Genomic DNA, 15,150 nt, shown 5'->3' with positions numbered 1-15,150 from the left:
TTCAAGCATGCCCAATACTTGGTTCGAAAAACGTATTTCGATTCAAAGGTGTTTATAGTACCTGTAGTGACTAAACTGCCACATAAATAGACAACCACATGGAGGTCTAGTAAAATTACGTCTACTACGGAAGAAGCAAAAGAAAAAATTGTTAGGTGGCTTATCAATTATGGAGAACACTCAAGCATTCGATTTCAAAAAGAACATTCCTTTGTTAGCCGTCTTATTATCGGGTGCATTCATTACGATATTAAATCAAACGCTTTTGGCAACTGCATTGCCGCCGATTATGAGAGATCTTAACGTGTCAGAAAGTACGGTCCAATGGTTACAATCTATTTTCATGCTCGTCAATGGCATTATGATTCCTGTGACTGCTTTTTTAATCGGAAAGTTTACGACACGTAAGCTGTTTTTAACAGCGATGAGTATCTTTGCTGCAGGTACCGTTATCGCTGCCATTGCACCGAGCTTCCAATTTTTATTAATTGGTCGGATTTTTCAAGGTGCAGGCGCCGGTATTATGATGCCACTTCTACAAACAATCATGTTCCTTCTATTCCCGATTGAACAACGCGGAAAGGCAATGGGGATGTATGGGCTTGTCATTGCTTTTGCACCTGCGATCGGGCCTAGTTTATCTGGGTATCTTGTTGATCATTTCGCTTGGAGAAGTGTTTTCTATGTTGTCATTCCCATTACGCTTCTCATTATTATTGCTGCCTATTTCTTATTAAAGAATGTTACAAAATTAACGAACCCAAAGATGGATAGCTTGTCGATCTTGCTCTCTACACTCGGTTTCGGTGGTTTGTTATACGGATTTAGTGTTGCTGGGAATACGGGTTGGCTACATTTGAACGTCGGTATCTCCCTTGCAGTAGGAACAATCGCACTCGTTGTATTCATCCGACGGCAATTACATTTGGAACAACCCATTTTAGAATTCCGCGTATTTAAATATCCGATATTCAGCTTGGCGACAGCACTTGGTATGATTGTATTTGCTTCCATGATTGCAGCTACCGTAATTTTACCGATATTCATGCAAAACTTACTTGGATTTAACGCCTTTCATTCAGGCTTAATGCTATTACCCGGCGCTATTGTTATGGGGATCATGAATCCTGTATCAGGTTCGTTGTTTGACAAATTCGGTGCAAAGTGGTTATTGCGTATCGGTTTCGCCATTTTAGCTGTGACAACGTTTATGTTTGGGAACTTATCGGCAGACACAACCTTTACCTATTTAGCTGTGTTAAATGCAATCCGTATGATTGGTATCTCCATGGTAATGATGCCTTCTACAACGCTTGGCTTAAATCAGTTGCCGAATCATTTAATAGCACACGGAACGGCTATGAACAATACGTTCCGTCAGATTGCAGGAGCAGTTGGGACTGCTGTCCTTGTAGCCATCACCATAACAGCAGCTACAGGCGATTCAATTTCAGGAGCCATTCAAGGCGTTAATGTTGCGTTTCATGTAGCCGGATATATCGCTGTTTTTGGCTTGTTATTGTCTTTTGTTATAAGGGATTCTAAAACAATTTAGCTAATCGTGTAAACATTTCCCGGGAAATGTAAGACGGTGTCATATTTCCGAAAAAGTTGTCGTGGAGATCTATCTTTATTAACTTATTATAAATAAACAGGGGGAATTGCAATGAAAATTGCTTTATTCGGAGCTACGGGGAGAGTCGGTCAACAAATTTTACAATTAGCAATCCATAATGGCCATACGATAACCGCACTTGTTCGCAATCCAAGTAAGTTGGATAAACATGAACAAGTGACGACTATTCAAGGCGATGCAAGGGATTTCCAAGCAGTTGAGCAAACTATAAAGGGAGCAGATGTAGTCGTTAGTGCACTCTCCACGGATAAGACAACAACATTAACGGATGCATTGCCGCACATAATTCAAACAATGGAACATGCAGCTATTCGACGGATCGTGACAATTGGGACCGCTGGTATCTTAACTAGTCGCACCGAGCCTGGAAAATTCCGCTATGAGACGAGTGAATCGAAACGTCGTTTAACGTTCGCTGCGGATCAGCACCGTCAAGTATATGAGATGCTACGTGCTTCTGGACTTGACTGGACGATCGTCTGCCCCACTTATTTACCTGATGGTGCCGCCAGAGGAAACTATCGTGTTGAAGAAAATCTGTTGCCTATAGGAGGCAAGGAGATAACTGTTGGGGATACAGCTCATTTCGCATATGATGTAGTTACTCAAGATAAGTGGATAATGTGTCGAGTCGGCATTGCCTATTAAAACGAATACTGCACAAGACGCCGATACTCATAAGACTATATTTTCCTACTCTAGTAATCTCCATTGTTTGACCATAGGGGGTATTTACATGTTTCGTAAGCATCGCTATACAAATTTAGATGAAGTAAATACGACAAAAACGTTTAATGACTTTCGGCGTTGGCAAAAGGAACGGAGACAAAAGAAGAAAGATTTAAGTATTCATATCGAACATGTTCCAGTGCAGCTTGAAGAACTCCATGCCAATCAATCAGAAACATCCATTACGTGGATTGGCCATTCAACATTTTTAATTCAAATGAACGGTTTGAATTTCTTAACGGATCCGGTTTGGGCAAATCGCATGGGGTTTCAAAAACGTTTAACTGCGCCAGGGATGGATATAAAAGATTTACCCAACATAGATTGCGTGTTCATTTCCCATGGCCATTATGATCATTTAGATTTTCATACAATCAAACAATTGAAAGGCAATCCGATTTTCTATGTACCAATTGGACTCGGACATGCTTTTTCCAAGCGCGGTTATGATCATTTCATTGAAGGAAATTGGTATAATGCATTTCAGTATCATGGACTAACGTTTTCGTTTGTCCCTGCACAACATTGGACGAAAAGAACTTTGACAGACACGAACACCTCTCATTGGGGTGGCTGGATCATTGAAAACGAAACTCAATCGATCTATTTCGTTGGGGATACAGGGTATTTTAAAGGTTTCTCCGACATTGCTCAAAAATTTTCGATCCAAACCGTATTAATGCCGATTGGAGCTTACGAGCCCGAATGGTTTATGAAAGAAAGTCATATGAATCCAGAAGAAGCAGTGAAAGCTTTTTTACAAGTAGAAGCTAAAACTTTCATCCCTATGCATTACGGAACCTACCATTTAGCAGACGACACCGGTCCAGAAGCGCTTGAACGGCTAAAAGCAGAGTGGAAGAGATTGAAACTGGATGATAAAGATTTATTGACATTACGCATTGGAGAAACATACTGGTTGTAACGAACAACTCGAGTTTTATGTATCATTTCACGCCAACAATGATCACATATGAAGGATGTTAAACTTAATCGTTTAGAAGACCGCACTCTACGTTTATAACTTACAACAATTTACTTCGAACTTTCTTGTCGAACTGTGGTATGCTATTCAAAGAACCATTCATTGTAAAAGAGGTGAAAAAATTGAATCAATCTATTAGCAATGAAGTCATTCTTCAAGCCATTACGGAATTGTCTTATCTTGTAAAGGAAAACCAATCCGACTTGAAAGAATTACGTACTGTCGTTGAGTCGAATCACCTTGAAGTTATGGGACGCATTGACACCGTGGAAGATCATCTAAGTGAAAAGATTCGTAAAGTAGACGGCAAAGTGACCATCCTATCGAATGAACTGTTAGAGACAAAAGCCGACGTCCTTCGGTTACAACAAGCCCGATATTGAAAGAAGCCGATGACCAAGCCTTTTCACTTGTTTGGTCATCGGCTTCTATTTTTAGGGTAAGACTCGATAATGCATTTTACTATCTGTCACATTATGAATTTGCATTTCAACGCTATCCTATTCAATCATCAATACATCTTTGGTCCCTTCAATGGCACGTTGACTGTTGCACAATGCATGCATATGACGTTGAAAACGCCACATAACGAAAGCGTGCATGTTTGCTTGCGTAATATAATAAATAAACCAAGGCAACGATGGCAAATAATCATGAATGGCAATGATTACTTCTTGAGCACCTGGAATTTTCCGAAATTCCATTCGTCCTCTTTGGTTGACATTGGGATCCATTAGAAAGCCACCCGTTATATAGTACAATGCGCGTTCTTCCGTACTCCGCTCTTGTGAATAATTCAGTTCAAGTAATGTCCGATTGCCAATGAATCCAATTTTGCAATTCAAATTCTCGTCTACAGAAGTCAATACCCACGGGTTTAGGAACGTTTCCAACCATCTTACATAGTAGCGTGCAACACGGTCAGCTGACCATCCATCGGGCAACTCAATCCGCTGTACAGAACGGACATCTTGTTTCAAAGGACCAAATTTAGGTGATTTCATATTATGTTTCCTTTCGGACGCTTCACCTTGTAAAGCAGCTGCTGCCGCTTCCATAAATGTGAAGTCCCCTTCACTGATGCAGTCAACTTTATTTCTCGGACTCACAACCATCGGATGTTTTAAACTTTCAACTAACGGATATACCATTTCCTTTGACGACTGTGTAATAAGCGTGAGCCATAAGCGAGAAAGATTTAACGAAAAGAAGGGGACATCGACAAATTTACGCTTCACTCCTAGGACTGCAGCTGTTTGTTCCATCATCGACTTATACGTCATCACTTCTGGACCACCAATGTCAATTGTTCTTTCCTTCGGTTCAAAGTCAAGAAGTATTGAACGTAACGCTCTGAGGACATCATCCAATGCAACAGGTTGTGTTTGTGACCTTGTCCATTTCGGCAGAATCATTAACGGTAAGCGCTTGACTAATTTTAAAAGGATTGGGAATGAAGATCCTTTTGGCCCGATTATTAATCCTGCTCGCAAAGCTGTTACGGGAACACCATATGCGTGTAATATCCTTTCGCATTCTAGCCTACTTTTCAAATGCCTCGACAGATGCTTCTCATCTTCATTTGGAATGATGCCACTTAAGTAAACAATCTCCTGAACTCCTTGTCTCTTTGCCGCTTGTGCAAAGTTATCAGCTAAAATGACATCCATATCTTCAAATGACCCTTGTGTGAGTCGGGCAGACTTCAACATTGAATGTACAAGATAGACAGCAATATCCGCTCCCGCTAAACCTTTCTCCGCATCTTTCATCGAAAACAAATCGCAACAACGCCATTCCACATCTTCTGTATTTTTATGGTGATTGTCAGTACGAGACAATGCAATGACCTTTGCGTGACCTTTTAATTGTTTTACTAAATTCCTGCCAATGTATCCGCTAGCTCCCGCAATGGCAATGACCAATTTTCGTTCTCCCATTAACGCTCCCCCCGTTCATATCAGTTAACTATTCAACTACCCTGCGGATCATGTCGTAAAACTTAAGCATCCATTTATATAGCTCATTAACTATACCTCCTAACCGGAGAATAAGTCTTGATTGATAGTAACAAAAAAACAATCACTTTCCTCGGGCGTAACAAGAAAAGTGATTGTTGTTGAATCGGTTATTCCATTAACTACGTAAAATCTTCTCCATCTTCTTCCCTTTCGCCAACTCATCAATCAGTTTGTCCAAGTACCGGATTTCCCGCATCGTCGGCTCTTCTACTTCTTCTACACGTATGCCACAAACAACACCTTTTATCAATTCACGAGATGGGTTCATTTGTGTAGCTTCCGCAAAGAACGTCTCAAAGTCCGTTCTTTTCTCTAGATGTTCATTCATTTCTTTCTGCTGGTAGCCCGTTAACCAACAGATAATTTCATCCACTTCAGCCTTTGTCCGCCCTTTTCTCTCCGCTTTTGCAATGTAATGCGGATAGACTTCAGCAAATGGCATTGTGTAGATTTTGTGTTTGGTCATGATAGCCTCCTTCAATCATAATTCATATAAGGTAAATGTTAAGCTTCATTACTCCTTAAAAACTTCCTGCATAATATAGTAGGATTGTTTTAAACGTTCTTTATAAAGCGGAGTTTCCCAATTGTCCCATGTAAACCGCTTGAACTGTCCAATCCTATTGCCCGTTTTTTGTGGAAACGAATCTATCACCCGATTCGAAGCATCTACCATAATAGCTCCAATTCCTATATCCTCCACAATAATGCTTGCTTGTTCACCTTGTGCAGCAATGTTTCCGAAAAACTCTTTTTGGCTCGGATCTTTTGATTGGATAAGTAACCATGGAATTCTTAACTCCAGTTTGCCTTCCACAAACGAATAGTCCGACAAAGAATTGTATTCTTTTGACTCCGGATTACCGTTCCCCTCTTTTAATTTCCCTGCTTCATAAGATGAGTAAGGAACAGTCCGGTTTTCATTTGGAATAAAATACGGTTTGTTAAGGACATATTCAATCTGAATAAATTCACCTGTATCATTCCTTCGGACAACATCCTCTATCAATTCAAGTTTCTTACCATATAAGTAATGGTACAGATCATAAAAAGGATCAATCATAAGTCTAGACTGATTTCCATTTATTTTAGCAATGAACTCCATCCCATTCTCAAAGCTTATGTCTTGGATACTTGTAATTTTATGATTCCCTTGAGCTGGGACGGTATCAAGTGTAATGATTGGATAATCTCCATTGGCCACTTGACTTTCATCTAGATCAAGACGAATATACAAATAGCGTTCATCAAAGTCGACAAACATTTTTTTCATAATCCCGTCGTTCTTGTCATAAAAAGCCTCTGTTTTCCAATCATCAATCGTGCCATCTACTTTGATCTTCAGCCTATCAAAACTAAGCAATCCAAATTGTTGTTCATTTGTTTGAGCATTTGACCAATACGGTCTACGGTCTGGATTGTCATATTCCATCGTATTCCATGTCCGTTTAAACCATTCATCCTGCCAAGTAAAGACTAATCCTCCCATTAAGCCTTCGTGAAGGATATCTTCATAAAGATGTTTTAAAGCTTCACCCTGTTCCGTTTCAGACATGAATCCTTGATTGAACCCAAACGGATTTTCGTGCGTTTTCCCACGAGAGGCTGGGATGCCAAACTCAGCAATTAAGATTGGAAGACGGTGGGCATTATGAAGCTCATTCAAATAAGCCGCATAGCTGTTTTTCTCGCCTCTAAAATCCGTATATTCCAAGTACTTTTTTTCGTAATTCAGAAAATCAGGATAGTAGGGATACACATGGTAGGATGCAAACTGACCCGCTTTCTCCATTTCATTTTTCACATAGATATTGTTCGGATCGACCGTTACTAAGTCTTCTCCTTCTGAAGAATCAGCAGGATGCTCTAATAAATCTGTTGTTACCCAGTTCGTGAAACTCATCGACCGTATCGACTGGTAGGTTTCCAGTTCATAGGTCACGAGGTAATCCATCTGTTCTGCAAGCCAGTATTCAAATGGATTTGCATTTTTCGTCTCAAAATACGTACCAGTATACTCACCAATGCCAGCATGTGTGTTATTCGTTCCTTCAACCATAAATGGATACCATTCCACACCAATCATCCAAGCACTTACCCATTGGGAAATGTCTGCATCGTATACACCTGATGCATGCCCGGGACGAGCTTCCAAGTCTGCATTCCCATGAATAACGTCTGTCAATCGTTTCATTTCATTACGGAAATCCTCTAGGTTAGTTTCCTCAAAAGCATCGAGTGATTCGACAAGCGATTCTTCATTTATCCATACGCCATGCATGACATGAATAGGTTGCTCCTGCGTTTCATTGTACGCTTTAAGTGCTCGATAAAATGCTGGTGGATGTAACGTGTATACTCGAATCGTATTTGCATTCATCTTCCCAATATGTTCAAACCACCTGTAGTATTCCCCTTCTTCAATACCAGCTTCCCCAGGGAATGTTCCAGGTTTCGCCATTCCAATATTAACGCCTTTCACAGTGATTGGCTGCCAAGTACCGTCTACTTTTATTTCCATCCGTTCATTGTTAATGCGTGAAGTCATTTGAATCGTATTTTCATTATCCATTTTAACAGTCAAATCCTTATTCATACCAAATCCATCTAAAGCACCTTTCATCATAGGGACATATGCAGACCAAAAAAATGATTCATTTGAAAATGCATATAAAGCTTTATATAGATGAGGCAAACCTTTCAACTGATAGACTTTCGGAACAGTTGGCACATCGTTATAATCACCTGCAAAATAGATACTTTCAGATGTTCCCTCTGCTTTTCTGACAACAGCTGCAAATTCATTTGGAATCCCATGTTCAATTAACACGCGCTTTCCTTCATCCGTTAAGGACCAATCATAGGTTGCAAGCACGTCTGCTCCAGGTCTAGCAGTAACAATATCAAACCAATACGTATACTTGTGTGATCCTTTTACACCTAACCGTTGCTCACCTTTTTCCGTAAATGTCATAGTGACGCTATCTTCATTTAAATGCTTGTCATCCTCAAGGACAACGACTGAACCATCCAAGTCATTGACGAGCAAGAAACCACCACCAGTATATGCCCATTCTCCCTCGTATTCATCAATTACCCACTGTGGTATTTCCTTATTTTCTCGATAATCAAGATTGTCAAAATACCTTCCATTCCAACCTTTCCATTCGATTCCTAAATGCTTAGTCACCTGTTTACGAACGTTCTCATTTGTAGGAGAGGCAAATGTATTATACTCTGCTAGTAGAAGAGATGGCTTTTTTGAAGTTGTTCGTTCTACAATATTTGCCCACTCATCCTCTTCTAGTCCACCAATAATTTTTGCAGATCGTGCGCCATATCTATCCCCAACGTCTTTCCCTATATCATCTTCAAATACGCCGTATGTATCCGCTATATAGATAACATCCGTTGAATCGTAACTTTCGGGCAACTGCTTTTTGCTTACCTCGCTGCCCCCATTGTCAGGCGGAATCACTCCATAATAATCCCTCGAAGCACGAAAAGGTTTCCCGTTATCGTTTTTCACTTTGTAATGATTCAATACCCATGTAACACCAAGATGTTCACGATACGAATCATCTGCTACCGTTTTGTCAATGATAGCAACCGTCAAATCTTTTTCCTTCTCAACAATCCATAACAAGAATGGTAGTAAAAGGAGGACGAGGAAAGTAAAAATTAGTAGGTACACTTTTTTCATTTTCGAACCTCCTTCGAAACTGTCGCTCCAACACGCTCCATTTCTCCCCATGATGAAATGCGCATAAGAGAACGGATCAAGCCTTCAACACGCCAAATCAATGTCAATGGTCTATACCAAAAGACTTCAGTTAACGTTAGCACCATCATTTTAAAAACGTCGCGCATTTTTGGAAAGGTCCTCAAGCTCCAAGACTCCAACAAAACCGCCCCCATTGAAAACACAGTGCCATACAGCACTAGTAAAAGCATAAGTGAAACTGCATATTCATAGTAAATACCTCCAAGGAAAAAAGCGGTGACAACATAAGCGTAACCAGCAAGTTCAATAACAGGTCCGAGGCATTCTATAATCCAAAAATAAGGAACAGATATCATGCCTACAGCACCATATTTAGGATTAAGTGTCATTTTACGATGAGTCCATAAACTCTCAAGCAAACCTTGATGCCAACGTCGGCGTTGCTTTCGTAACACCGATAGTGTCTGAGGTGCTTCTGTCCAACAAACGGGATCAGGAACAAATTCAATTCGATGATCAAGCTTTTCTTCCTTTAACATACGTTGGAGCTTTACAACAATCTCCATATCTTCTCCAATTGTCGTTGTACTGAAACCACCAGCTCGTATTACCATCTTTTTTGAAAAAACACTGAATGCACCCGAGATAATAAGTACGAGATTGTACTTACTAAGCGCAATTCTGCCCATCAGGAATGCCCGTAAATACTCAACAATTTGCATCACGACAAATGGTCGTCCTGATAGTTTGACTGCCGAAACGGCACCATATTCTACGTCTAATCCATTAACAATCCGAACATTACCTCCAGCGGCAATCACTTTGCCATCTGACATGATAATAGGTTTCATCACCCGAAGTAATGAACTATTATCAAGGATAGAATCTCCATCTATCGTACAAAAGTAGGGATATCTCGCATAGTTTATTCCAACGTTCAGCGCATCTCCTTTACCGCCATTTTCTTTGCGAATTAGCCAAAGATTTGGATGGATTTCAGATTGATACATCTCTATTACGTTTTTTGTTTTTAATTTTGGATCAATATGTTTTTCAGCTTTTCTCATACGAAATTGTTGAATGACAACTACAGCCGTGCGATCTTTTGAGCCATCATCAATAATAAGCAGTTCAGTTTGTGGATAATCAAGGCTTAGCAATGAATGGATTGTCGCCAAAATTCCCGTTTCTTCATTGTATGCAGGGACAAGTATCGTCACAGGTTTGGAATAGAAAGCATTAATGAAGCGGCTATCCAACTCTCTGCGATCCAGACTTCGCTCCTTTCGCAGTGTTCGAAATGCCAATATAAACATGATGCTGTAAGAAATGATGACAGTAGCCATGTATAGAAATATAATATTTCCGAAAAAGTGCATCCCTGCCTCAATAATCGGCATAATCAATCGCCCCCCTTCCAATGTGACGACATCGAGCCATCTGACTGATCGTTTATCCGAGTTTGAGTGTTCACGTGTGATAGGCTCTCACTTTCTACTACACTAGCGGCAACTTGCTTATATATGTCTAAATTAGGTTGTTGGAAGCTTGTTTTATTCCCCAGAAATGATTGTGCACTCTCACGAACAAGAAATACGTTGTCGTTTATGAGTTGCTTTACGTATTGGTTCGCTTGATCTTTTGGCATATTTCGAAGCATTTGTGCCACTTGATAGCGTTCCTGCCATTGTTTGGATGTGATTGCTTTAGCAAGAATGCCTATTTCCGGCACTGCAGCGAGCGTATTGAAGGCTCTAATTACTCGAATACGCAATTCATCATCTTCACTTTTGTATAAGTCTTCTAATGCTTGTGTATGGAGTCGATCCATTTTCATCCCGATTACATCAGCTAGCGCGTATCGAACATTTGGATGTAGGTGTTCTTTTAATGATAATATCTCATTGAAGACCTCTTCTGGCATACTGTAAAAAAGTTCTTTTAAGTCATTTGTGGTTAATCGCTGAAGCCTCTGTTGATGGTTGTCTAAGAACTTTTCAGAAGCAAATTTCAATTCAATGACTAACAACAAAAATAATTCTTCGCTGCTAACTTTATTAGTAAGTCGGGACCTGCATTCTTGATCTAATGAATAGATATTAAAGTCATAGATTCTGTTTAATGCATTTATTCGTTCTCCCCAATTACGACTTTTGAGCTTTTGTTTATAGAACTCTGCCAAGCGTCGATTCGCAAATCGGCTTATTCTTCTGTCCAAATCTTTGCCTTTTAAATTATTTGCTACTGAGCGGAATAACTCCTCAATTGCTGTTATTTCCGCAACGTTTTTGGGAATTAACTGATCATCACATATGTCATCTTCTCGTAGGTATTCATACCATCTCTCTCTATTGACCGTTAGATAGTTGGCAGAAAGTTCTTTCCTGTTACTGTCTCGGTAGCTCACAATCGACAAATAGAATATAAAGACGACAAGCACACAGGACATTGCAACAATAAGCAGGATAATCCATTCGATTGGTAAACCGATCATGACCAAATCCCACCTAACAACCGCTTTACCTGCGATTCAAACAATCGGAGATTAAAAGGTTTTACTAGGTATCCGTCTGTTCCACTTTCATATGCGTAGATCATATCTTCTTCAGTATTTCGACGCGTCATCATTAAAATTGTGAATTTTTCTTCATTCGGCATTGCCCTTAATGTATGTAACACGTCAAGTCCGTTCTTTTTAGGTAAAATATCGCTCATGATGACGAGGTGTGGATGCCAAGAGTTCACCCAATCTGTTTGAAGCAGCGATAATCCATCTTCAAAATCCCGAATTTGTAAGTTGACCTCTTTCAGTTCAACACGTTCAATCGCCATTGTTAAAAAATCCCTGAACAACTTATCCTCGTCTAAGATACTTACTTTCACAGTTGTGACTGGTTTATCAAAACCGGAATGTGCATGAATTACGTGAATACAGTCATTTTTCATTCCATTAGTTTCTACCATTTCATTCCTGCATATTGCAAGAGCTCCTTCCAGTGTCAGCTCCGGGTGAAAAATCTCCACAATAACCGCCTGAAATACACTTTCGTTCTCCACAATTTTAAAGTGCTTACAATTCTCTTCAAGTCGTTGGAGAAAACCAGAGGCTTCTACTGCACCACTATGCGGTAGCAGTATACCAATCTCGTTTGGATGAGCCGTTGCAAACAATACGTCCTGATCCCTCATAAACTCTTGTAATTTAACTTTCACATCTTTTATAAAAGATAAATTCTTGGTTTCTTCTTTCAAAAGTACAAGTGACATTGTCTGTCGATCCCTAAGAACATTGGCTCTTAGTAAATCAAAAACATACTGAAGGAAAGGACCTTCTAGCACATTTGAAAATTTATTGACTTCCATTGCAATTCCCCCCATAAAAATTTAAAAAAGCGCTAATACCTCTCCATACCCTTTAGTATGACGATTCAGTGTTTTTTAATAAAAAAATAGTAATCTCCGCTATGCATTCTAGTTATTTAATCTTCTTTTTACTGATATGCGCAAACTGTACTATCCCTATAGCATGCATAAATACCGTACTCTAACAAAAATTACATGCGTTCAACCTATAAGTATTCTGCAATCACTAATCCTGTCTTATTCCATACATCCAAAAAAGCTCACGCAAGACTACATACGTGAGTAATGCTTTAACTATATTCAATAAAATGATCTACTCAGCAACCTTTTCTGCGAGAACCAGACTTCTTACCCTTCTTGGCTAGAGTTAATTCTCCACCCACCAAGTCACTATTAGAGGTATAAGGTTCTTACAATGCTATGCCCAGTTCTTGATAAGTATCCTCGGTAGGGAAGACTACTATTAAAAAGTAATTCCCCCGCTCGGACATAAACGAGCAAGGGGAATCACTCCTCTTTAGAATTCATTACGACTCTTAGATGTTTACTTACACTTATTTAATCGGAACTGGATAACTAGCTACTCATCAGCTATAGACACTTGCGCACGTTCCGGCTGCTGGTTCGTAAAAACAGTGATTTTTATACTGTCCAGTAAACGGTTGCCCGTACCAAGTTGGCGGGCATGGTGCGTAAGGATTAAAATACCAAAGTGCATATTTAGCCGGCTGCACTCTCCAATAATCCAAGTTCTGCTTTGCTAATTTCTTCTCAACATTTCTTGCGCGTTGGTAAAATAGATTCCCTTTTTGAACAGCTTCAAAAGAATAGTTGCCGCCTTGTATTTGAAAAATGACGTCGTTAATGGTCCGAACATCATTAAAATCTAGACAGTTGGCGACAGCGCGGTTCACAATGACATTTCCTACGTATAACATACCTTGCTTTCCTTCGCCTTCAGCTTCCGCTCGCATCATCCTCGCCATGACATCGACATCCGCATCTCGGTATTTGACTCTAGGCATTTTGCCACCTCCAACTATAGCATATGAAAGGAGGTGCAATTCGATGCTGATCGTACTCCCAGAAGAGCGTCCATTTACACTCAGATTTTAACAATGAACTTGAAAATGACAGTCATCGTGATGATAAAAGCTAGCATAATTACGCCAGCAACCACCGCTAAATATTTTATGCGCAAACGGAACAAATCTTTGTGATCCAAAACAGAATTCGTATGTTCAAACCAACGCTTCTCTCCACATTCCTCACAAAATAATCGGTAGTGTGCGCGGTGAGTCGTTTTGGATAATGGTCCTGCTGCCACCGTAACGCTCTTCTCTTTCTTCATTGTAAACGCAAATTTCCAGTCAATTTCAGTCAACTTTATTTGCTTTTCATGTCGGCAATCAGCAGACCGAAATTCATATTGAAACATCTCATACCAGTCCTTGCTCGTTGACTCCTTCTTATATTTCTTCATCAATAAAACAATTCCAGTTATAACAATAAAAAGCACAATCCCTATCACAATCAATATACTTACTAACACCTACACTCCCAACCTTTCATACCAACTAAACTCTTATATTTTTAATTTTCTTAATTATTTAGGGGACAGGCACCAAAACAATTTAGATTATTCCGCTTACTAAACGAAATATAATTTCTTGTATTTTTTCTTTCGACAGTTTTCTACATACTCCTTGTAATTCGTTAAAAACGTTACTTCCTTCTTTGATATTGCAAGGTTTCTATAATTTTTTTAGACATTAGACACATTGATTCCTAAACTTTTTACCTGATTGCCGATATATGCAGTAAATAGATTGCATTTATTCAACAGGGATTGATAGAATCCTATCAAAGAAAGGGTGATAGTTTTGGAATCAACTATTTTAAAACGCAACAATGTTCGGATCAGTGGAGCTGGTCGACAGACTATTCTTTTTGCACACGGGTTTGGGTGTGATCAATCCGTTTGGGATAGAATTGTTCCCGCTTTTGAAACTGACTATCAAGTCGTGGTATTTGACTACGTTGGCTCAGGTAGAAGTGATAAATCGGCCTATGATGCAACTCGCTACAGCAACTTGCATGGCTATGCACAAGATGTAATTGACGTCTGTGATGCACTTGAATTGGAAAAGATATTGTACGTCGGCCATTCTGTCAGCGGTATGATTGGAGGATTAGTCTCCATTAAACGTCCAGACTTAATCGGTAAACTTGTTATGATCGGACCTTCTCCCCATTATTTAAATGAACCAAATTACAATGGCGGATTCGACGAATCGGATATCCACGAACTATTGGACATGATGGAAACGAATTATAAAGAATGGACTAAATACTTAGCACCTGTTGCTATGGATACTCCAAATCAACCTGAATTAGTGGCAGAGTTTGAGGAACTGCTCTATTCAAATGACCATCAAATTGCTCGTCAATTTGCAGAAGCCACTTTCTATTCGGATCACCGCCAAGATGTGCACAATATTCCTGTGAAAACACTGATCTTGCAAACGACGTTAGATGCCATTGTTCCACTAGAAGTAGCAGAATTTCTACAGAAGGAAATTCCAGATAGTGAATTGGTCATTATGGAAAAAGCGAAAGGCCATAATCCACACATTAGCGAACCTGAAGAGACAATCGAAGAAATTCGTCGTTTCATTCGCTAAGCTAGGAG

At 39.7% G+C, this 15,150-nt stretch carries 13 protein-coding genes; 5 read left to right on the top strand and 8 right to left on the bottom strand.

Annotated features, from left to right (window positions below; all coding sequences use genetic code 11):
• The first annotated feature begins 169 nt into the window (after nucleotides 1-169).
• The 4 genes from ACVHUV_RS06420 (at nucleotide 170) to ACVHUV_RS06405 (ending at nucleotide 3,733) form a co-directional block, all read left to right on the top strand.
• Nucleotides 170-1,555 (top strand): MDR family MFS transporter, encoded by a 1,386-nt coding sequence (locus ACVHUV_RS06420; RefSeq protein WP_462086475.1) that lies wholly within the window; start codon nucleotides 170-172, stop codon nucleotides 1,553-1,555.
• A 111-nt stretch (nucleotides 1,556-1,666) separates the two neighbouring features.
• Nucleotides 1,667-2,284 (top strand): NAD(P)-dependent oxidoreductase, encoded by a 618-nt coding sequence (locus ACVHUV_RS06415; protein WP_462086474.1) that lies wholly within the window; start codon nucleotides 1,667-1,669, stop codon nucleotides 2,282-2,284.
• An 88-nt stretch (nucleotides 2,285-2,372) separates the two neighbouring features.
• A complete protein-coding gene (locus tag ACVHUV_RS06410; protein ID WP_462086473.1) occupies nucleotides 2,373-3,290 on the top strand; it encodes an MBL fold metallo-hydrolase in 918 nt (305 codons plus the stop codon).
• A gap of 182 nt (nucleotides 3,291-3,472) precedes the next feature.
• Entirely contained in the window at nucleotides 3,473-3,733 is a 261-nt protein-coding gene (locus tag ACVHUV_RS06405; protein WP_462086472.1) for a hypothetical protein, read from the top strand.
• A 117-nt stretch (nucleotides 3,734-3,850) separates the two neighbouring features.
• On the opposite strand, the gene ACVHUV_RS06400 is transcribed toward ACVHUV_RS06405, so the two are convergent.
• From ACVHUV_RS06400 to ACVHUV_RS06365, 8 genes are all read right to left on the bottom strand, one after another.
• Nucleotides 3,851-5,290 carry an NAD(P)H-binding protein gene (locus tag ACVHUV_RS06400; RefSeq protein WP_462086471.1) on the bottom strand — a complete coding sequence of 480 codons (1,440 nt, stop codon included), beginning with the start codon at nucleotides 5,288-5,290 and terminating at the stop codon, nucleotides 3,851-3,853.
• 196 nt (nucleotides 5,291-5,486) lie between these two features.
• Nucleotides 5,487-5,837, bottom strand: a complete 351-nt coding sequence (locus ACVHUV_RS06395) for a DUF2200 domain-containing protein (protein ID WP_462086470.1) — start codon at nucleotides 5,835-5,837, stop codon at nucleotides 5,487-5,489.
• Nucleotides 5,838-5,885: 48 nt separating this feature from the next.
• Nucleotides 5,886-9,074, bottom strand: a complete 3,189-nt coding sequence (locus tag ACVHUV_RS06390) for a hypothetical protein (RefSeq protein WP_462086469.1) — start codon at nucleotides 9,072-9,074, stop codon at nucleotides 5,886-5,888.
• Nucleotides 9,071-10,495, bottom strand: coding sequence for a glycosyltransferase family 2 protein (locus ACVHUV_RS06385; protein ID WP_462086468.1), 1,425 nt, complete (start codon nucleotides 10,493-10,495; stop codon nucleotides 9,071-9,073). Before ACVHUV_RS06385 ends, ACVHUV_RS06390 begins: the two co-directional genes overlap by 4 nt.
• Nucleotides 10,496-10,497: 2 nt before the next feature.
• Nucleotides 10,498-11,589 (bottom strand): HEAT repeat domain-containing protein, encoded by a 1,092-nt coding sequence (locus ACVHUV_RS06380; protein WP_462086467.1) that lies wholly within the window; start codon nucleotides 11,587-11,589, stop codon nucleotides 10,498-10,500.
• Entirely contained in the window at nucleotides 11,586-12,458 is an 873-nt protein-coding gene (locus ACVHUV_RS06375) for a response regulator transcription factor (protein ID WP_462086466.1), read from the bottom strand. Before ACVHUV_RS06375 ends, ACVHUV_RS06380 begins: the two co-directional genes overlap by 4 nt.
• 587 nt (nucleotides 12,459-13,045) lie before the next feature.
• Nucleotides 13,046-13,483, bottom strand: a complete 438-nt coding sequence (locus ACVHUV_RS06370; RefSeq protein ID WP_317944070.1) for a cell wall hydrolase — start codon at nucleotides 13,481-13,483, stop codon at nucleotides 13,046-13,048.
• 80 nt (nucleotides 13,484-13,563) lie between these two features.
• On the bottom strand, nucleotides 13,564-14,010 hold the full coding sequence (locus ACVHUV_RS06365) for a hypothetical protein (RefSeq protein WP_462086465.1): 447 nt from the start codon (nucleotides 14,008-14,010) through the stop codon (nucleotides 13,564-13,566).
• A 331-nt stretch (nucleotides 14,011-14,341) separates the two neighbouring features.
• On the opposite strand from ACVHUV_RS06365, the gene ACVHUV_RS06360 reads away from it, so the two are divergent.
• Complete coding sequence (locus ACVHUV_RS06360) at nucleotides 14,342-15,142, top strand: alpha/beta fold hydrolase (RefSeq protein ID WP_462086464.1); 801 nt, start codon at nucleotides 14,342-14,344, stop codon at nucleotides 15,140-15,142.
• Nucleotides 15,143-15,150: the final 8 nt, after the last annotated feature.

Source organism: Sporosarcina saromensis (assembly GCF_054901285.1).
Note: the sequence above shows the minus strand (reverse complement) of the source record. Positions and strands in the feature narration are given on the sequence as shown.

Excerpts from the sequence above, each read along its gene's own strand:
- ACVHUV_RS06400 (WP_462086471.1), bottom strand. The coding sequence starts at position 5,290 with ATGGGAGAACGAAAATTGGTCATTGCCATTGCGGGAGCTAGCGGATAC.
- ACVHUV_RS06380 (WP_462086467.1), bottom strand. The coding sequence starts at position 11,589 with ATGATCGGTTTACCAATCGAATGGATTATCCTGCTTATTGTTGCAATG.
- ACVHUV_RS06415 (WP_462086474.1), top strand. The coding sequence starts at position 1,667 with ATGAAAATTGCTTTATTCGGAGCTACGGGGAGAGTCGGTCAACAAATT.
- ACVHUV_RS06390 (WP_462086469.1), bottom strand. The coding sequence starts at position 9,074 with ATGAAAAAAGTGTACCTACTAATTTTTACTTTCCTCGTCCTCCTTTTA.
- ACVHUV_RS06410 (WP_462086473.1), top strand. The coding sequence starts at position 2,373 with ATGTTTCGTAAGCATCGCTATACAAATTTAGATGAAGTAAATACGACA.
- ACVHUV_RS06420 (WP_462086475.1), top strand. The coding sequence starts at position 170 with ATGGAGAACACTCAAGCATTCGATTTCAAAAAGAACATTCCTTTGTTA.
- ACVHUV_RS06385 (WP_462086468.1), bottom strand. The coding sequence starts at position 10,495 with ATGCCGATTATTGAGGCAGGGATGCACTTTTTCGGAAATATTATATTT.
- ACVHUV_RS06375 (WP_462086466.1), bottom strand. The coding sequence starts at position 12,458 with ATGGAAGTCAATAAATTTTCAAATGTGCTAGAAGGTCCTTTCCTTCAG.
- ACVHUV_RS06395 (WP_462086470.1), bottom strand. The coding sequence starts at position 5,837 with ATGACCAAACACAAAATCTACACAATGCCATTTGCTGAAGTCTATCCG.
- ACVHUV_RS06370 (WP_317944070.1), bottom strand. The coding sequence starts at position 13,483 with ATGCCTAGAGTCAAATACCGAGATGCGGATGTCGATGTCATGGCGAGG.